17 protein-coding genes and 1 pseudogene are annotated in these 18,250 nt (G+C 68.1%); 6 read left to right on the top strand and 12 right to left on the bottom strand.

All coding sequences use genetic code 11. The features are described 5' to 3' along the window. Nucleotides 1-26: 26 nt before the first annotated feature. Entirely contained in the window at nucleotides 27-932 is a 906-nt protein-coding gene (locus KPL78_RS28715; RefSeq protein ID WP_219766726.1) for a LysR family transcriptional regulator, read from the bottom strand. Nucleotides 933-1,613: 681 nt separating this feature from the next. Between KPL78_RS28715 and KPL78_RS28710 the strand changes: the two genes are divergently transcribed. From KPL78_RS28710 to recD2, 4 genes and pseudogenes are all read left to right on the top strand, one after another. Beyond that, on the top strand, nucleotides 1,614-4,253 hold the full coding sequence (locus KPL78_RS28710) for a cadherin domain-containing protein (protein WP_219766725.1): 2,640 nt from the start codon (nucleotides 1,614-1,616) through the stop codon (nucleotides 4,251-4,253). 349 nt (nucleotides 4,254-4,602) lie between these two features. Further along, nucleotides 4,603-4,854, top strand: a complete 252-nt coding sequence (locus KPL78_RS28705; protein WP_219766724.1) for a hypothetical protein — start codon at nucleotides 4,603-4,605, stop codon at nucleotides 4,852-4,854. A gap of 96 nt (nucleotides 4,855-4,950) precedes the next feature. After that, nucleotides 4,951-5,136: pseudogene (locus tag KPL78_RS28700) on the top strand (IS1380 family transposase); the annotation flags it as partial. 36 nt (nucleotides 5,137-5,172) lie between these two features. Further along, entirely contained in the window at nucleotides 5,173-7,368 is a 2,196-nt protein-coding gene (gene recD2 / locus KPL78_RS28695) for an SF1B family DNA helicase RecD2 (RefSeq protein ID WP_219766722.1), read from the top strand. Between the two features lie 8 nt (nucleotides 7,369-7,376). Here recD2 and KPL78_RS28690 read toward each other — a convergent pair whose 3' ends face one another. The 3 genes from KPL78_RS28690 to KPL78_RS28680 all read right to left on the bottom strand — a co-directional run bounded on the left by KPL78_RS28690 (nucleotide 7,377) and on the right by KPL78_RS28680 (nucleotide 8,976). Then, nucleotides 7,377-7,805: a thermonuclease family protein gene (locus KPL78_RS28690; RefSeq protein WP_255569553.1), complete on the bottom strand. Its 429-nt coding sequence runs from the start codon at nucleotides 7,803-7,805 to the stop codon at nucleotides 7,377-7,379. Between the two features lie 397 nt (nucleotides 7,806-8,202). Then, nucleotides 8,203-8,667: a DsrE family protein gene (locus tag KPL78_RS28685; RefSeq protein WP_219766721.1), complete on the bottom strand. Its 465-nt coding sequence runs from the start codon at nucleotides 8,665-8,667 to the stop codon at nucleotides 8,203-8,205. Between the two features lie 36 nt (nucleotides 8,668-8,703). Further along, the gene (locus KPL78_RS28680) at nucleotides 8,704-8,976 is read right to left on the bottom strand and encodes a nickel-binding protein (protein WP_219766720.1); all 273 of its coding nucleotides are present in this window, start codon (nucleotides 8,974-8,976) and stop codon (nucleotides 8,704-8,706) included. Between the two features lie 153 nt (nucleotides 8,977-9,129). Between KPL78_RS28680 and KPL78_RS28675 the strand changes: the two genes are divergently transcribed. Then, on the top strand, nucleotides 9,130-10,596 hold the full coding sequence (locus KPL78_RS28675; protein ID WP_219766719.1) for a LysR family transcriptional regulator: 1,467 nt from the start codon (nucleotides 9,130-9,132) through the stop codon (nucleotides 10,594-10,596). 121 nt (nucleotides 10,597-10,717) lie between these two features. Here KPL78_RS28675 and KPL78_RS28670 read toward each other — a convergent pair whose 3' ends face one another. Both KPL78_RS28670 and KPL78_RS28665 read right to left on the bottom strand, forming a co-directional pair. Beyond that, nucleotides 10,718-10,936, bottom strand: coding sequence for a hypothetical protein (locus KPL78_RS28670; protein WP_219766718.1), 219 nt, complete (start codon nucleotides 10,934-10,936; stop codon nucleotides 10,718-10,720). 3 nt (nucleotides 10,937-10,939) lie between these two features. Further along, the gene (locus KPL78_RS28665) at nucleotides 10,940-11,125 is read right to left on the bottom strand and encodes a hypothetical protein (protein WP_219766717.1); all 186 of its coding nucleotides are present in this window, start codon (nucleotides 11,123-11,125) and stop codon (nucleotides 10,940-10,942) included. A gap of 37 nt (nucleotides 11,126-11,162) precedes the next feature. Between KPL78_RS28665 and KPL78_RS30595 the strand changes: the two genes are divergently transcribed. Continuing rightward, nucleotides 11,163-11,297 (top strand): alpha-ketoglutarate-dependent dioxygenase AlkB, encoded by a 135-nt coding sequence (locus KPL78_RS30595; protein ID WP_369412893.1) that lies wholly within the window; start codon nucleotides 11,163-11,165, stop codon nucleotides 11,295-11,297. Nucleotides 11,298-11,618: 321 nt separating this feature from the next. Here the strand turns inward: KPL78_RS30595 and KPL78_RS28655 are convergent, their stop codons facing one another. Genes KPL78_RS28655 through nosZ form a run of 6 tightly spaced genes read right to left on the bottom strand, consistent with a single transcriptional unit; the run spans nucleotide 11,619 to nucleotide 18,244 of the window. After that, complete coding sequence (locus tag KPL78_RS28655) at nucleotides 11,619-12,617, bottom strand: FAD:protein FMN transferase (RefSeq protein ID WP_219766716.1); 999 nt, start codon at nucleotides 12,615-12,617, stop codon at nucleotides 11,619-11,621. A gap of 12 nt (nucleotides 12,618-12,629) precedes the next feature. Beyond that, nucleotides 12,630-13,184, bottom strand: coding sequence for a nitrous oxide reductase accessory protein NosL (locus KPL78_RS28650; RefSeq protein ID WP_219766715.1), 555 nt, complete (start codon nucleotides 13,182-13,184; stop codon nucleotides 12,630-12,632). Beyond that, nucleotides 13,181-14,011 (bottom strand): DUF2705 family protein, encoded by an 831-nt coding sequence (locus KPL78_RS28645; RefSeq protein ID WP_219766714.1) that lies wholly within the window; start codon nucleotides 14,009-14,011, stop codon nucleotides 13,181-13,183. Before KPL78_RS28645 ends, KPL78_RS28650 begins: the two co-directional genes overlap by 4 nt. Continuing rightward, nucleotides 14,008-14,937 (bottom strand): ABC transporter ATP-binding protein, encoded by a 930-nt coding sequence (locus tag KPL78_RS28640; protein WP_219766713.1) that lies wholly within the window; start codon nucleotides 14,935-14,937, stop codon nucleotides 14,008-14,010. Before KPL78_RS28640 ends, KPL78_RS28645 begins: the two co-directional genes overlap by 4 nt. After that, nucleotides 14,934-16,289, bottom strand: a complete 1,356-nt coding sequence (locus KPL78_RS28635; RefSeq protein ID WP_219766712.1) for a nitrous oxide reductase family maturation protein NosD — start codon at nucleotides 16,287-16,289, stop codon at nucleotides 14,934-14,936. The genes KPL78_RS28640 and KPL78_RS28635 overlap by 4 nt, the downstream gene beginning before the upstream one ends. Then, complete coding sequence (nosZ, locus tag KPL78_RS28630) at nucleotides 16,289-18,244, bottom strand: TAT-dependent nitrous-oxide reductase (RefSeq protein WP_219766711.1); 1,956 nt, start codon at nucleotides 18,242-18,244, stop codon at nucleotides 16,289-16,291. Before nosZ ends, KPL78_RS28635 begins: the two co-directional genes overlap by 1 nt. Nucleotides 18,245-18,250 lie beyond the last annotated feature (6 nt).

Genomic DNA, 18,250 nt, shown 5'->3' with positions numbered 1-18,250 from the left:
GGCAAACGGCAGGATCGCCGACACGCTCAGGCGGCAGGATCGACCTTCGCGAGCAGGTGCGAGACGAAGGCGGCGATCTTGGCGGGAAGGCGCTCGGCACGGGCATGCACGGCGTGGATCTCCGCCTGGTAACGTTCCGGCCAGGCCGGCAGCCCCGCGAGCAACGGTGTCAGCCGCCCGGCCGCGACATCCTCGCCGACCATCCATTCGGGAAGCAACACCAGGCCCATGCCGTCCAGCGCGACCTGGCGCAGCGCCTCCCCGCTGTTGGAACGGAACGGCCCGCTGACCGCGATCTCCTGTCGCCCGTCCGAGGCGGTGGCGAAGACCCAGACCGGCGCTTCCTCCTCCTCGCGATAGGTCAGGCAAGGATGCTGCAGCACCGCATCGGGTGTGCCCGGGGCGCCGTGGCGCGCGATGTAGCCGGGGCTGGCACACAGAATGCGCCGACCTGAGACCAGCCGATGCCCGGTGAAGGACTTGCCGGCCGGCAGGCCAAGTCGGATCACGACGTCCACGCCATGCGCCGGCACCAGGCCGGTCTGCTCCGTCAATGCGAGATCGATCTCCACCCGCGGATGCGCGACTTGGAAGCTGGCGAGATGCGGCACGACATGACGCAGCGCGTAGGACCGCCGCGCGACGATGCGCAGCGTGCCAGTTGCTTCCTCGTGCATTTCCCGCGCCTCGACCATGGCGGCGTCGAGGCCTTCGAGCAGCGGCGCGATGCGGGCGGCCAAGCGCCGCCCCGCCTCGGTCGGCGCGACATGTCGCGTTGTGCGGTCGAACAGGCGCAGCGCGAGGTCGTCCTCCAATTCGCGCAGCGCCCGCGACGCCGCTGTCGCCGACAACCCGAGCGAGCGTCCCGCCGCCGCGATGCCGCCGCGATCGAGGGTGCGCAGGAAAAGCCGGAATGCGGTCAGCCGGTCCATGCGGGCACGCTAGAGTGGCTGTGCCAGCGGAGGAAGTCGGGTGGATCGCCCTACTGCACGAAGGCGCACCGGCCGTCCGGCTGTCATGCGGGTCTGGAACCAACCTCCGACGATACCATCCACGCGGCGGTGCGCGCCGAAAGCCCCGGAAATCTCCGTGCCGCGGCATGTCGCCGACGCTGGAGGGAGTGTTCGCAGAAGGGACAGTTGGCGGAGGGAGTGCGACTGGGTTCGAACCGTCTCCATTCACGCACTCCTCCGGACGTTCGCTGAGCGACGGGAATTGTGAATTGAGTTTCTCTGAGCCGCCCGCTCCGCCGTGGTCACGTGCGCCGCCGTGCTGCGCTGATTGCCTGGTCTCTTGGCTGCAGTCCGGCGACCTTACACCCGACCGCGTGCCACCACCGAGCATCGCCGTTGCAGCGGACGGACCGTCCACACAGGTCCCGCAGCGGTCCGCATCCCTCATGCCGCTTATCGCCCCATAAGCAATTCTTGCTTTCGAAGATGGCAATCAACCGCCAACATATTACTCGTTTTGAATAAAATGACGGCCGGCGTTCAATTCAAAGGAAATGAATCGTCGCATCGTTGATGATGTGGCGCATCCTAGAGTTTTGAATTCTTATCTGTATTGCCCGCCGTTGAATAGACCCAGAAAAAATAGAGAGGGATGCGACGATGATCATTGGCACCAAGAAGGCTGATCTGCTCGCCGGGACAAGCGATGCCGACACCATCTTTGGCGCGGCCGGTGCCGATACGCTCGACGGCGGCCTCGGAGAGGATTTCCTGGCCGGTGAGGACGGCAATGATCTCCTGGTCGGTGGCGGCGGCCAGGACGTCCTACAGGGCGGGAAGGGCAATGACCGTCTCGAAGGTGGCGACGACAACGATAGCCTGGCGGGCGGCGCTGGGGCCGACACGCTGTATGGCGGAGATGGAACTGATACGGCGAACCTGTCGGGTGTTCGCGCCAACTACCGGCTGACCCAGAATGCCGACGGATCGTGGACCGTGGCCGATCTGCGCAAGGGTCAGGCGAGCGAGGGAACCGACCTGCTTTTCGACGTCGAGCGCCTGCGCTTCGGAGATGGAGAGGTCCTCGATCTCGTGGTGAACCGGGCGCCGACCGACGTGGTCTTCGCCAGCGGAGGCAGCGTCGACGAGAACCTCGTTGGTGCCACCGTGGCAACCCTTGCCGCCGTGGACCCCGATGGGGCCGACACCTTCACCTTCACCGTAACGGACCTGAACGGCCAAGTGGATCCGCGCTTCGTCGTCGTCGGCAATGAACTGCGCCTGGCACCGGGCGCGGCGCTCGACTTCGAGGCGGCGCCGACGATTGCGCTTCGGCTCACCGCCACAGACCAGGGCGGGCTGTCGGTCACGCAGACACTGTCCGTGGCAGTGCTGGATATCAACGAAGCGCCGATCGCTCTGGTCCTCGCGGGTAATGCCGTGGACGAGGAGGCTCCGGGCGCCACCGTCGGGACGCTCTCGGTCACCGATCCCGATGCAGCGGATGCGAGCATCGACGCCTTCACCTTCGCGTTGTCCGATTCCCGCTTCGAGGTGGCGACCGGCGGTGTCCTGCGCCTGAAGGCTGGCCTGTCCGTGGACTTCGAGGCCGAGCCGAGCATCACCGTGACTGTCACTGCGACCGACTCGGGTGGCCTGCAGATCGCCGAGGATTTCCTCGTTTCAGTGATCGATCAGGCAGAACTCGTCCCGCTCAACATTCACGACCGCTTCGCCGTCACCGGTGAAATGGGTACTGCCGGAATCAACGCCACCGAGCTCGGCACTGCCGCCGAGGGCGCTAATGGCGAGGCGGGGGGCGCCGGTGGCGATGGCGAATCCATCAGCGTGTCGAAGGCTGCCACGACCTATGCGGGCACCTCGCTGGGAGATTCCGTGACCATCGAGCGCCAGGCCATCGGCGGTGCCGGTGGCTCTGGCGGGTCCGGGCAGCCCGGCGGCAAGGGAACAACCGATCACGTCTACTATCAGACGCAAGAACCCGACGGCTGGACCACGGACTACAACTTCTTCACCTTCGGTCCCGGCGGCGACGGTGGTGCTGGCGGTGCCGGCGGCGCGGGTGGTGACGGCACGGCCATCATTGCCGATCAAGTCCTGAACCTTGGCGCGGGTGCCGAAGCAGTGCGCCTGGACGCTTACGGTGGAGGCGGCTGGGGCGGAGGCGGAGGGCTTGGCGGGTACGGCGGCGCCTCCGATTTGTCGGGAACAAGCTCAGGTTATGCGCCCGTCGTGGTAGGAGAGCGGTTGCAGAGCTACGGCAGCTTCTCCGGTTCGACCGGCGGCGAAGGTGGCGACAATGGCGCTGCGGGGGCCGGCGGCGACGGCTTCGGCACCGTCGAGCGCGTCGAGGTCGCGACCGCCGGCACGCTGCAAGCGGTGATCAGCGCGGGCGCAGCGGGCGGGCAGGGTGCGTCCGGATACCTGGGCTACCCACAGAATGCAGCCTATGGAGGGTTCGGAACGGTCGGTGGCGCAGGCGGACACGGTGGGGCCGGCGGCGACGGTGGCGATGCCACCGCGCTGATCGCTGACACGACAGTGACCGCCAGCGATGGGCTGCGCGCCCAATATTCAGTCTATGCTCAGGCGGGTGACGGTGGATTCGGCACCGGCGGGGGCGGTCCTGGAGCCGGTCTCAATATCACCTATGCGTATCATATCGACGGCACCGCGTCATCGGAGACGTGGGTGTACGGAGCGGCCGGCGCGGGTGGCGACGGCGGCGACGGCGGGAACGCCACAGCCAACTTCTCCGGCAACAGCATCACTGGCGGTGCCGACCTGGATGCCGTTGTCGTGTTCCTTGGCGCGGTTGCCGGCAGTGGCGGTGCCGCCGGTCTGGGGGTCGACGAGTTCGGGGGCAGTTTTACGTCCTACGCCAACGGCGACTACACGCAGACCTACACCTACGCGCCCTATCCGGCCGGCGCCGACGGGACCGCCGGCGTGGATGGCACAGTGACCCTCGCGATGACGAACAACGTCATGCTGCTCGGGGGCGGCGATGACCGCGTCAGTCTCCAGATCAGCGCCCAGTACGGACCGGGCGGCACGCTGACCGCGATCGCCGCGTCCGGGCCCGCGTCGCTGACCTTCTCCGGCAACATCTTCGACGGTGGGGATGGCTACGACGTTCTCGACCTCACAGGCATCATTGACGCTTCCGTCGATGTCGATCTGACCGCCGGCACGATCTCGCTGGCAGGTTCTCCGACAAATATGCTCATCGGGTTCGAGGAGGTTCGGCTGCCGGATGGGACGATCTTGATCGCGTAAATGTCCGGGACAGGCACATCGGGTGGATCGGCGTCCAAATGGGACCATTCCGAATTCGCTCTACACGTGAACTCGGCGCGCTGCGGGACCCCAGATCGGCGCGGGGGTTCCATTGAGCATGCGAGATAGAACAGCCCGTTCTCATGGGACCCCGGTGCTGGCCGGGGTACCACTGACATGCCGGTCCACAGGAGGGTCAATTGAGATGAGGATGATTGCGACGGGGTTCGTCGGCCTCAGCCTAGCAGGTTGCGCAGTGGCGCCGCCGGTCGGGGAGAGGATTTCGGGCCAGACCTTCATGACACTTGCGCGCGGCAACACCATGGATGGACGGGGCCAGGATGGCGCTGTGTTCAGAACCTATGTCACTCCGGAACTGGCGCAGCGCGGGTCAGTCCGCCCACTCGGCGGTGCGGAACTGCGCTTCAGCGGCACCATCCGCGCAGCGGAATACGGCTTCTGCTCGGTGTCGCCGCAGTTGCGGAACGGGCAAGAGCGATGCTTCGAGGTGTGGCGCGACGGGACGACGCTCAGGACCTACTGGAACGGTACCGCCTGGACGACGATGACGATCCAGCCAGGCAATCCGCACGGGCTCTAGCCGGGGAGAATCTTGAGGGCTGGCGGGAATGGTGCAACTCGTTGATTGGCGATAGGATTCGGCTGCGACGCCAGGCCCTCGCCGATTGCGGAGACTATGCCCGCCGCGACCGAAGCTACGCTGCTCATGCCGGGCCTATCACCGGTCGACAGCAAGCCGATCGGCGCCCGCTTCGACGGCGGGGCCCTCTCATCCGATGGCGACCTTTTGGTGCTGCCTGAGGTCGAGCAGCGTCCCAATGTGGTCCGGCGTCTCGCCGCGTGCATCCACGATTCTGTGGACAGGCTTGAATACATCGCGCGATGAACGCCCTGCGCCATGACCCGCCAGGCAGACCCCACAACCACTGAACTCCTCGCCGGCACCGTCGAGCGTGTCACCTTCCACAATGCCGAGAGCGGCTTCTGCGTCCTGCGCGTGAAGGCGCGCGGCCACCGCGATCTGGTCACCATCGTCGGCCATGCTGCCTCGATCTCCGCCGGCGAATGGCTGACCGCGTCGGGCGAGTGGACCAACGACCGCACCCATGGCCAGCAGTTCAAGGCGCGCTTCCTCAAGACGTCCGCCCCCACCACGGCCGAGGGCATCGAAAGGTACCTCGCCTCCGGCATGATCCGCGGCATCGGCCCCGTCTACGCCAAGAAGATGGTCGCAGCCTTCGGTGAGAGCGTGTTCGACATCATCGAGGCCTCCCCTGATCGCTTGCGGGAAGTGCCCGGCATCGGCCCCGTCCGCGCAGCGCGAATTATCAGGGCCTGGGCCGACCAGAAGGTGGTGCGGGAGATCATGGTCTTCCTCCACGCGCACGGTGTCGGCACCTCGCGCGCGGTGCGGATCTTCAAGACCTATGGCGTCGATGCCGTGCAGGTCATGTCGGAGAACCCGTATCGCCTGGTACGGGACATCCGCGGCATCGGCTTCAAGACCGCCGACGCCATCGCTATGCGCCTCGGGATCGAGCCGACCGCCATGATTCGGGTCCGCGCCGGCATCAGCTACGCCCTGTCGGAGGCCATGGACGATGGGCACTGCGGCCTGCCGACCGAACAGCTTCTGCCGCTGGCGGTGGAACTTCTCGGGGTCCAGGCGGAGTTGGTCACCACAGTCCTGGATCTCGAACTCGCCGACGGCTCGGTGGTTGCGGATCAGGTCGGAGACGCGGCGTGTATCTTCCTGGCGGGCTTGTATGCGGCCGAACGAGGAATCGCAGAGCGGCTGCTCGCCTTGCGCCAGGGCACCCTGCCTTGGGACTGGATCGATCCCGCCAAGGCGCTCCCCTGGGCCGAGCAGCGCGTCGGCCTCACCCTGGCAGAAAGCCAGCGTCACGCGGTCGCTCTCGCGCTGGCTTCGAAGGTGTTGGTGATCACCGGCGGCCCGGGCGTGGGGAAGACCACCATCATCAACACCATCCTGCGCATTCTCGGCGCGAAGGGCGTGAGGATCCTGCTCTGCGCCCCGACGGGTCGCGCAGCCAAGCGCATGAGCGAGACAACCGGCCTTGAGGCGCGGACCATCCATCGCCTGCTGGAGGTCGACCCCAAAGCCGGGGGCTTCAAGCGCGGCCTGGAGAACCCGCTCGACTGCGACCTGCTGGTGATCGACGAAGCCTCGATGGTGGACGTGCCGCTGATGCACGCCCTGCTCAAGGCTGTGCCGCCCGAAGCCGCCCTGGTGGTGGTGGGGGATGTGGATCAGCTGCCTTCCGTCGGCCCGGGCCAGGTCCTGTCGGACATGATCGCGTCGGCGGCGCTGGCGACCGTCCGGCTGACGGAGATCTTCAGGCAGGCGGCGGCCAGCCGCATTATCGTCAGCGCCCACCGCATCAACAGCGGCCAGATGCCCGAGCTGACAAAGCCGGAGGGCGACAGCGACTTCTATTTCGTTCCTGCCGCCGACCCTGAGATGGCCGTCCCACGTATCATCGACCTGGTGAAGACCCGCATTCCGCAACGCTTCGGTCTGGACCCCATCCGAGACATCCAGGTGCTCTGCCCGATGAATCGCGGCGGTGTCGGCGCGCGCTCGCTGAACATCGAACTGCAAGCGGCACTGAACCCGGCGGGCGAGCGGAGGGTGGAGCGCTTTGGCTGGACCTTCGCCCCCGGCGACAAGGTCATGCAGATCGAGAACGACTACGAGAAGGAAGTCTACAACGGCGACATCGGCTTCATCACCGATGTCGATCCTGAGCAAGGCGAGTTGACCGCATCTTTCGATGGGCGCGCCGTCGTCTATGGCTTCGGGGAGCTCGACACGCTGGTACCCGCCTATGCGGCGACGATCCACAAATCGCAGGGGTCCGAGTACCCGGCGGTGGTGATCCCTGTGCTGACGCAGCACTACACCATGCTGCAGCGGAACCTACTCTACACCGGCGTCACGCGAGGCAAGCGGCTCGTGGTCCTGGTCGGTCAGCCAAAGGCGATCGCCATCGCAGTTAAGAATGCGTCTGGCCGTGCACGATGGTCCAAACTTCGCGAATGGCTGCAAGGCGTATCACCTGGAGCTCGGTGATCGCTGCGTCAGCGGCGGCGCCGGTTCTCGCGCCACTCCCACGGCGGCACGCGCTGTCCCGGCGGCAGCGCCCAAAGGCCTCGCCGCGCCTCTCGCGCCTTGGCCTCGAGGCGCAGCAGCGCGGGATCGTTGGAGTAGCGGCGGAACACCCAAGCGCCGCCGCGACGGACCATCTCAGCGTTGGCGTCGACGGTTCCCACAAACATGCGCCCAATCGCGCGTCCATTGCGGTCGGTGCCAGTGACAACGACCCGCACGCGGCGTTCAAAGGCCAGCCCCGAGAGCATCTGCCGTGCCCGGTCCCCGAAGGGCTGTCGACGCTCAGGCGCGTCAATTTCGGCGAGACGCACGCGAACCTGCCTGCGCTGCTCCGTCAGAACGGTGACGGTATCCCCGTCGGAAATCCCAACGACGCGGCCCTGGATTTCGCGCGCCATAGCCGGCGACGCCATCGCGAGCAGCCAAAGCAGAACCAATACGAACGCGCAGCAAGAAGCTGGACGATGCGGAGGCAGCATCGGTAGGCTATAGCCGCGCGCACCGGGCGCGACCATGCGCTTACGGGCAGATCGCGCGATTGAACGCCCGATCCGCCGCCATCGCATCCATAATGCGCGCGAGCGCCGGGGCCGTGGCGAGTTCCGCCGCAGCTTGGCGCTGGAGGCCGACTGGGAACTCCGTCACCCGCGGGCACGGGCGATCAGAAATACCCGCGCCGCAGCCGCTCAGCCCGCGTCGCCGCGCAGCGCACCCCTGTGGAGGCGGGGCTACCGCCCGTCGACCCAGCCTGAACCCACGCAATACGGGCTTGGCAGCGGCGGACGTCGCCGACGATCAGTAGGTAATCACCACATCGGCCTCTACCGCGAGGCGCACCAGCGCATCCGGCTGAGCGAATTCCGCCGGTCGGCCGGCGATCAGGTCCTCGCCCAGGCCACGCGCCCGCGCCGACATGCCGGACAGCGCGAAACGCCCGCCATGCGCCAGGATCTCAGCCAGGTGCGCGCTGAGCCGCCCGGTCCCCTGCCCCTCGACCGAGGCCAGCGCCTCGGCGCTCAGCAGCCGCACGCCCTCGCCGGCCAGGAACAGCGTCACCGCATGGCCCTGCTTCAGCGCCGTCGCCGCCACCAGGAAGGCGAGCGCGGCCTTGGTCGGATCCTGCGGCCCGGTCGTGACATGCACCAGGAAGCGCTTGCGCGCCGGCGCCGGGGCGGCCGGCGTCTGGGCCTGCGCCCGGGCGATGCCGGCACCGGCCAGGGCCGCCAACAGCGCACCTTTCAGCGCACCTCGCTTGAACATCGGCTTTTTCCTTCTCGCTCGCTTCGGGAGTCGGCCTCAGGCCGGTGGAGCCGGCAGGTCCAGCGCCTCGGACACCGCCGAATAGGGGATGCCCGCGGCATCGTTGACGCTTCGGACCGCCTCCGCGCTGCCCGCCTCAAACAGGCAGACGCAGCGCGCATCGGCGGGCAGGAAAACGGAGCGCAGGTATCGCACGGGCACGCCATCGGCGCTCGACGCCGATGCGGCGGCGATCGCCGCCGCCTGCGCGCCCGCCAGCGCCTCCATCGTCACGCCGGGCAATGACCGCTCGACTGCGTAGACCGTCATGGGGCGACCTCCTTCTCTTGGTCGTCCCAAGCCTGGTCCGCGGGGCGGGCGTAGCGCCAACAGGTTTCGTCTATGGGCCCATAGGCGCCGTCTTTACGACGACCCGCGTTGTTTCGTTGACGCCGGGTCCACGCGGTCCGCAGGCTGCCGGGCATGGAGATGCACCAGGTCCGCTACTTTATCGCCGCCGCGCGCACGCTGTCCTTCACGCGTGCCGCCGAGCAGTCCAACGTCTCTCAGCCTGCCCTGACCGCCGCGCTGAAGAAGCTGGAGGCGGAACTTGGCGGGCCGCTATTCCATCGGGAGCACAACCGCCTTTCCCTGACCGAGCTAGGCCGCCGCATGGAACCGCTGCTGGCCGAGGTGCTGGAGCGCGCTGATGCAGCGCGCAGCGCGGCGGAGAGCCTGCGGCTGCTCAAGCAGGCGCCGGTGCGCGTCGGCGTAATGCCGACGCTGGGGCCGGTGCGGCTGGCGCGCTTCCTGTCGGCGTTCGAGCAGGCGCATCCGGGCATCGAGGTGGCGATCCGCGAAGGCCGTCCGGCGGAGCTCGGGGCCTGGCTCGATGCCGACTCGCTTGATGCGGCCATCCTCAACCCGCTCGACCTCGCCGCCGAATCCTGCCGGATCGAGCCGCTCTACACCGAGCGCTACGTCGTGCTGCTCCCGCCCGAACACCCGCTGCGCGACCGCGATGCGCTGTCGCTGGCCGACCTCACGCGGCAGGCCTATGTCGACCGCCTCGCCTGCGAGATGCGCGAACGGGTGATGGCGGCCTGCGGCGCGCAGGGCGTGGAGCTCTATGCGCGCTACCGCTCCGAGCGCGAGGACTGGGTACAGGCGATGGTCGCGGCCAATCTCGGCTTCGCGTTCATGCCCGAGCATTCCATCACCCACCCCGGCACGATCCAGCGTGCGCTGTCGGACCCGCATGTCGAGCGCACCGTGGCGCTGGCGACCATGTGCCCGGCCGCGTGCAGGCGCCGGCCGTGGCGGCCTTCGTGCGGGCGGCGCGGGCGCATCGGTGGCTCGCTTGAACTCGCGATCCGCCGCCATGGCGTCCATCATGCGCGCGCGGGCCGGCGCGGTGGCGAGTTCCGCCACAGCCTGGCGCTGGATTTCGACTGGGATTCCGTTACGCGTGGACAGGGCCGCTCAGAAATTGCCACGCCGCAGCCGCTCAGCAGCACCAGTGCGTTCAGCATCACGAGCCGCCGCATCCCCTGCCCTCCTCGTCCGCTGTTCCGCGCGCGCTGCCTCCGCGTGACTGGCATCGCGGCCGTGGCGGCGCCCCGCCAGATACGCGGCACCGAGCGCGGCCAGCGCCGCACGCGCGCCCACAGCGCTGCAATCACGAAGCCTGTTCCCGGCGCAGCAGGACGGCAACGGCCACCCCGGCGACAGCGACCAGCAGCGCAACGCCGATCCAGACCGGCACGCCTGCCAGCGGCTGCAGCGCCGGTGCTGCGGTCGCCGCTGCCGCAGCATAGCCGCCCAGCTTTGGCGCCTCGGCGCCCTCCGTGCGCGGTGCGGCGGGCGCGATATGCTGGCTGGCGACGAACTCTCCGCGCGCCCACAGCCCGGCCTCCGCCGCACGCCGGTTTACCAGCCCCGGCACGGTAACGAGCCGCCCGTTCCGCCGCTGCTTCACGTAAAGCCCCATGCGGCGGATCGCGCCGCATAATCACCTTGGTTCAACGTCGCGGCGATGTTGGCCAGTGGGCCGCCCGCCGCGGTGCTGTGGTCAGCCGAGCTCGTCGGCGGAAGCGATGGCGCGCGGCGACCCGACGAGCGTCTCGACCTCCGCCTTGGACATGCCGACGCGCTCGGCGATCACCTGCAGCGCGGCGGCGAGACTCTCGATCGACGGTGCAGTGGACCCGCTCGGCTCGGCCGAACCGGGCTCGTCGGGTACCTCGGTGACAACGATCGTGCCGTCGAGGGTGGCGTGCTCAATGCGCATGGTTCAGAACCCGATCATCACGTGCGGATGGATGGCAGCATTCCCGCTCGAACGTGCGAATGTCGCCGAGGTCAGGTCGATCGCGGTGATGTCCGCCGCGAAGGTGAAGTCGCTGCAGATCAGCCCATAGCTGCCCTGGTTCGCCGCCCCCGCGAGCAGGCTGAAGTCGCCACCCGGGATCGGGACCAACTCCCAGACATCGAAATGGCCGACGGGAGCTGCCTGAATGCCGGGGGTGGGGGTGCCCTCGTGGATGACCTTGCATCAAGACAAGAACGAACGCGGGTTCGATGCCCCCATCGTGTCCGTCTCGCTGGGGCTTCCCGCCGTCTTTCTCTGGGGTGGCCTGAAATGCACGTAGCTCGCTCGGCGCGTGGAACTGTTCCACGGCCACGTTGTGGTTTGGGGAGGACCGGCGCGGCTGGCGCATCACAGCGTCGAGACAATGAAGGAAGGCCGCCATCCACTCAAGCGCGCCTTTCGCTACAACCGGACATCCAGGCGGGCGCTGTAACCCCTGCACTGCGTCGCATTCAAACCAGGTGCGTGACACCGTCATCCGGGAGAAGCCACCGACTGCCGCTGCTGTCAGTGAACTCGATGCGTCCGTCTCGGCTCACGCTCCACGATCCCAACTCGGCGTTCGGCGTCTGACACACTGCTGCCAGCCGGGACGCGACAATCACCCGCCCCGCAACGCCACCTCGCTTCCGTCGTGGCGCAGAAGATGAGCCTCGACCGTCGGCAGGCCGACCAGCGTCGAGGCGATCATGTCCTCCGGCAGCAGCGCAAAGGCGGTGGAGAGCGCGTCCGCTGTCGTCGCCTCGGGTGCCAGGACGGACACGGCCCTGTATCGCCTGGGGCTGAGCCCCGTGCGTGGGTCAAGCAGGTGTGTGAAACGGCCGGTCACATCGAAGACGAATCCGTCATCGCCCGAAGACGCCAATGCACGATCCACCAGGTCCAGCGTCTTCCAGGGGCGCTCCGGCCCAACGGGATCCGCCAGCGCGGCCCGCCAGGGTCGCACCGCCGATTGGGTGCCGAGGGCGCGCGCCTCGCCCATGTCGACCAGGGTGTGGCCAATACCTTCCTCGCGAAGGAGATCCACAACGCGGTCCGTGATGTACCCCTGCGCGATGCCGTTCAACGTGACCGCCATGCCGCGCCGCGCGAAAAGGATCGAATCCGGCCCGACGCGCAGGTACCGATGGCCGACACGGTCCAGCGCCTCGGCGACGGCTGCCGGCGGCGGCCCCGCCGGATCGGCCTCGCGCCGCGTGAAATGCGCGCAGTAGAGGTGCCAAACTGGCTGCACCGTTGGATCGAAGACCCCCCCCGTCAGCGACGCGACATGAAGCGCGGCATCGAGAATCTGCCGCATCTCCGGCGGGGGCGCGGCCAGCACGCCCCGCCGGTTCAACTCGACCAGCAGGCTGTCGGGGCGGTAGAGGCTGAACATGGCCTCTAGCCGGTGAAGCTCCGCCACGGAACGGGCGACGATGCGCTCGGCCGTCGCGGGGTCCGGGTGGCGCAGGGAGATGCTGCCGACAGCACCGAGAACCTGCCCCGTCCAGGTGATCAGTGGCGCATCCGGGGCCTCCTCCACCGCTCCCGGCAGCGGCAGCCCGGCCGCGACGGCGGCGATGGCGAGGACGCGACGACGGGACAGGCGACGCTGCATGGCCTCACTGCCTCAATGGGTGTGACGTGACGCTGCCGGACTACTCAGTGCGGGGGTCGGGGCGTCCTCTCCGCCGAGCACCCAGTCGCGGGGGATCTGCGTGAAGGCCAGCACCCGGCCGCCATGCTCGGTGGCGAAGCGCTCCGCGACCTGACGGTCGCCGAAGGGCACCGCCTCCTCCGCGCCCATGCCGCCGCGGCGGTCGCTACCGACCACGAAATGGGCGCGCCGCGCCTCCACCCAGTTGGTCGCGCCGGGCTGGTCCCAGGTCTCGGCCCGGCCCATGTCGGAGACGTAGATTGCGCGCAGCGTCTTCGCCTCCTCGGCCAGCATGGTGAAGGCGATCGCGTCCCGCGCCGAGGAGAACCAGACGGGACGGTCGCTGCCGCGCAGCAGAATCTGTCCCTTCGGCCCCGGATGTTCCACCAGCGCCATGCCGCAGTAATGGCCGATCGCCTCGGCGGTCAACGCGACGGGCGGCGGCGCGTTGGCGGCGCTTTCCTTGTTGTCGCAGCCGCCAACGAGCAGTGCGGCGAACAGGCCGAGAACGGGAAGCAGAGGTTTCATAATTCCCTCCGAGCAAAGACGGCGACGGCACCGGCCAACGGGACCAGCACCCAGGCGCTGAGGGCGCCCAGCAGCACAGGCGCCGAGAGACCGCTTCCCTCGACGATCCCCCCCATGCCCGAGAGCTGGCCGACATTCGGCAGCCCCGCCAGGTTGAACAGTCTATAGGCGTCGGCCGGATTGAGCAGCAGCAACGCATCGAGCATCGCGGCACCGATGGTCTGCCCCTGGTCCGCCACCAGCATCCCAAGCAACGCCATGTCCCAGATCAGCACCGAAAGCAGCCACAGGCCGACCGCGATCCCGGCCGCCGTGCCGCGCGCTTCCACCATCGCGCTGACGAAGGTGCCGAGCGCCACGAAGGCCGCGCCGAGCAGCACGGTGGAGCCGATCATCAGCGCGAAGGCACGCCAGCTGTCCGCGGCGATCGCCTCCCCCGCCACCGCGAGCGCAACCGCCGCCGCGCCGTAGCCGACCAGCGTGGCCACGCCGAGGATGACGACATGACCGAGGAACTTGCCGACCACCACCTGCCAGCGCGTCAGCGGATAGCTCAGCAGCAGCAGCATGGTGCCCCGTTCCATCTCGCCCACGATGGCGTCGTGGGAGATCAGCAGCGCGATCAGCGGCAGCAGGAATATCGAGAGGCTGGAGAGGCTCACCACCACGACCTCCAGCGCGCCGGCGCCGACACGCCCGGCCGGCGCCGCGCCGAGGAAGGCCAGGGTCAGCGCGAGCGTCGCCAGCAGCAGCGTCGCCGCCACTACCCAGCGGTTGCGCATGCCCTCGCGGATCTCCTTGCCGGTGACCAGCAGCAGGCCCTTCATGGCCGCGCCTTCTGATCAGAACGCCCCTGGAGGAAATGAGCGTAGAGCTCGTCGAGCGTCGGCGGTAGCAGGTTGAGGTCGGTCGCGCGGCCTTGGATTGTCACGCGGCGCAGCAGCTCCATCTTCTCCTCCGGCGCGCAGGCCATCTCGACCTCGCAGGCGTCGCCGTTCTGCAGCACCACGGCATCGGGCGGAAGCCAATCGCGCGACGCACCCGCTGCCAGCCGGACGCGTATGCGCACCGGCAGCCGCGCGAGACGGCGCAGTTCATCCATGGCGCCGTCCGCGACGACGCGGCCCCGGTCCAGGATGATCACCCGCTCGGCCTTCCCCTCGAGTTCCTCGAGGGCGTGGGAGGACAGCAGCACGGTCGTCCCGCGCGCGACGAACTCGGCCAGGATGCTCCAGAAGCCCTGGCGCACCTCGGGGTCGAGCCCCGTCGTCGGCTCGTCCAGCAGCAGCAGTCGTGGCGAACCGAGCAAAGCCTGCGCTAGGCCAAGGCGCTGGCGCATGCCCTTCGAATAGGTGCCGATCCTGCGCCCCGCCGCCGCGCCGAGGCCGACGCGCTCCAGCAGCCCGTCCGCGGCCTTGGTGGATTCGCCCTTCAGACGGGCGAAAAAGCGGATCATCTCGCGCCCCGTCAGGGCCGCGTTGAAGGTGACGTTCTCCGGCAGGCAGCCGAGCTGCCGGCGCGCCTCGATCCCCCCCGCGGAGGGGTCGAGGCCAAGCACCAGCATCCGCCCCGCAGTCGGGCGCGCGAGACCCAGCATCATCTTCATCAGCGTAGTCTTGCCGGCGCCGTTGTGGCCCACCAACGCAGCCAGCACGCCCTGCGGCAGGATGAAGGAAACGTCGCGCACTGCTTCCACCTTGCTGTAGCGCTTCGCCACCTGGTCCAGCGCAATGGCCGGCGCGTCCGCGCTCATGGCCGCCACCCGGGCGCGGCATCGGGCGCGGGCGGTGCGACCGCGAGCGGATGGCTGTCCACCACGCCGCCCGGCAGGATCGCGGGGAACTGCGACTGCGCCCAGCGCAGCACCTGCACCGCGGGGCTGTTCAACAGGATCTTCGCGCGCGGCGCGGTCCAGAGCACGCGGTCCACGAGGTTGTTTGGCCGGTAGGCGGCATCGGCGATGCCGTCGCGGTCGAGGTCGAAGGCCGGATTGTCGGACCAGTAATTGCCGCGGCCGTCGCGCGACCAGTCGAGGTGGCGCGTGCCGACGTATTTCACCTGCGTGCGATTGGCGATGAAGGCGTTGCCGGTGATGGTGTTGCCCTCCGACCCGGCGGTGAAATGCACTCCGATGCCGCAGGCCTCGAAGCGATTGCCGACAAAGCGGTTGCGGTTGGAATTGTAGATGAAGACGCACTTGCCGGGGTGTGCGCCGTCGACCTCGGGCGTGGCGAGGGCCGCGTGCTCCCGGTCCTCCGCGGCTTCCGGTGTGCGGGTCTCGTCCCGGAATGCGCTGCGGCCGCGTACGTGATTGCCGGAGATCTCCGACTGGTTGGCGTAGTTGAACAGCATGCCGTTGTCGCGGTCGCCATCCGAGAGATTGCCCGTTACGCGCAGCCGCTGCGAATACATGATGGCGTAGCCGACATGATTGCCGATCGAGGCATTGCCGTGCACTTCGCTGTCGTTCGTGTACATGTAGTGCACCGCGAAGCGCAGGTCCCGGAAGCGGTTGCCGGCGAACACGTTCTGCCGGCTCGCGGTGACGAAGATGCCGTCGCGCCCATAGCGGACGTCGTTGCCTTCCACCCTTGCGCCCGGCGCGTTCCACACGGTCACGCCGTTGCCACGTTCGGATGTGCGCGCGTCTCGGCGCCCGGTGATCCTGTTGGTGCGCACCGCGGCGTTCGGCGCGCCATGGACATAGACGCCGAACAGGTTGCCCTCGATCTGGTTGCCCTCCACGAGGGCGCCTCGCGCGGTGCGTTCCAGGTACACGCCGCTGTCCATGGCGACGTGATCGGAACCCGAGCCCCGCAGCACCAGGTTCCGCACCGCCGCGCCCTCCCCGGTGACGAAGACCACGCTGCCGCGCCCGCCGGCGTCCAGCACCGCGCCGTCGCGCCCGGCCAGCGCGACGGCCCGCTCCAGGCGAACCGGGCCGCGATGGAGCCCGGGCAGCAGTTCCACCGTGCCGCCCGGCTCAGTCGCATCCACCGCCGCCTGTACATCCTCCCCGGGCGCGACGGGCGGCGCGGCGAGGGCGGCAGGCGCCGCCATAGCCGCGATCGCCACCAACAGCCCGGGGATGATGTGCCAAGGCATCACGCGCTGCGTGCCTCCACCAGCATGCGGCCCTTCATCTCCATGTGCATGGCGTGGCAGAACCAGGAGCAATAGTACCAGTACACGCCCGCCTGTTCCGCCTTGAAGGTGACGGACGCGGTCGCCTGCGGCGCCACCTCCATGTTGATGCCGTAGTTCACGATGGCGAAGCCGTGCGTCAGGTCCTCCACATCGTCGATGTTGGTGACGAAGACGGTGACCTCGTCGCCCTGGCGCACCTGGAACTGCTCCAGGCCGAACTGCGGCGCCTGGGATGTCATGTAGACGCGCACCTTGTCGCCGTCCCGCACCACCTTGCTGTCGGCCATCAGGTCCACGCCATCGGCGCGTGCCTGGCGCACTGCCTCGGCGAAGAACGGATCGTCGCGCTTCCAGCTGTGGACCGGGTTGATCTTGGAGCGGTGGACGATCGTCGCGTCATGCGGCTCGGCGAAGCTGGGGCCGTCATGCACCAGCACCATCCGGTCGCCCGAGATATCGATCAGCTGGTCGTTCTCCGGCTTCAGCGGCCCAACATTCAGGAAGCGGTCCTTGGAGAACTTGTTCAGGCTGATCAGCCACTTCCCATCGGCCTCCTTCGTCTGGCCCATGGAGGTGTGATTGTGGCCGGGCTGGTAATGGACATCCAGCTTCTGGATGATCGGGTTGGCCTGCTGGCCGGCGAAGGCGCGCTTCGCCGCATCAATGTTCCACTTGCAGATCTGGCTGTCGATGAACAGCGTGGTATAGGCGTTGCCCTTGCCGTCGAAGGCGGTGTGCAGCGGCCCGAGGCCAAGCTCCGGCTCCGCCACAACCGTGGCGCGCGGCTCGATCTTGTCGTCGAACAGGTCGTCGAACTTGCGCACGTCGAACACCGTGACGGTGGGCGAGAGCTTGCCGTTCGCCACGACATGGATGCCGTCCGGTGCGGTGTTGATGCCATGCGGGCTGTTGGCGACCGGCACATATCGCGTGAAGGGCGAACCGTGGCGGCCATCGACCACCGGTACGCCGCCGATCATCTGCGCCTGGCCGGTCCGCACCGCTTCCTCGATCCGGTGAATGTTGAAGATGACGACCCAGTCCTGCTCCGCCGCCATCATCTCGGCGAGGTTCACGCCGTTCTCGGAATTGTAGCAGGTGGAGAAGGCGTACTTGCCCTGGTAGTCACAATCCACGTTGTCGAGGTTGCCATCGACGATCACCTGCCAGGCGACCTGCATCGTGTCGCCGTTCACGGCGCTGAAGACCGAGCGGTATTCCGCGGGCTTGTCGAGGTCGCGGCCGTCATTGGGGATCGGCACCCCGTCCTCGCCATTGCAGAAGACGTAGCCGGTGCGCGGATACTTCTGCACGCGCAGCCCGTGGACCGTGTGCTGGTTCGGCAGCTGGATGATCTTGTCGCACTTCATCACGTCGAGCCGGATGCGGCAGACGCGCGTGGAGAGCTTGTCGTTGGCGTAGAGGTAGCGCCCGTCATAGGTGCCGTCGGTGAACGACAGGTGCGGGTGGTGCAGGTCCCCCGCGTCGTAGGACGTCTTGCCGATCTTGCTCAGGTAGTCCCGCGTCGTCGGCGTCAGGCCCTCGTTGAGCACACGGAGGCTCTCGTTGGTCTGCCCCCAGCCGGTGGCGCTGTCGCGGTTGAACACCGGAACGCGCATCAGCTCGCGCATCGAGGGCAGGCCCACGATGCGCACCTCCCCGCTCTGGCCGGAGGAGAAGAATACGTAATACTCATCGAGTTCGCCCGGCCCGACCTCCGCGCGCTGCGCCGTGGGGCGGGCGGCGGGGCGCGCCTGCTGCGGCGGGCGCGTCTGCGCCTCCGCCGGCGCGACCAGCCCGCCGAGGCGCGAAACCGCGCCACCGCCGACCGCGGCGCCCGCCACACCGGCCGCGGCGGTGGTGCCGAGCAGCCTGCGGCGGTTCATGCCCTTGTCCTCAACGTCGCCGGTCATGTGATT

The organism is Roseomonas alba (assembly GCF_019430885.1).
Lineage (GTDB): Bacteria > Pseudomonadota > Alphaproteobacteria > Acetobacterales > Acetobacteraceae > Neoroseomonas > Neoroseomonas alba.
Note: the sequence above shows the minus strand (reverse complement) of the source record. Positions and strands in the feature narration are given on the sequence as shown.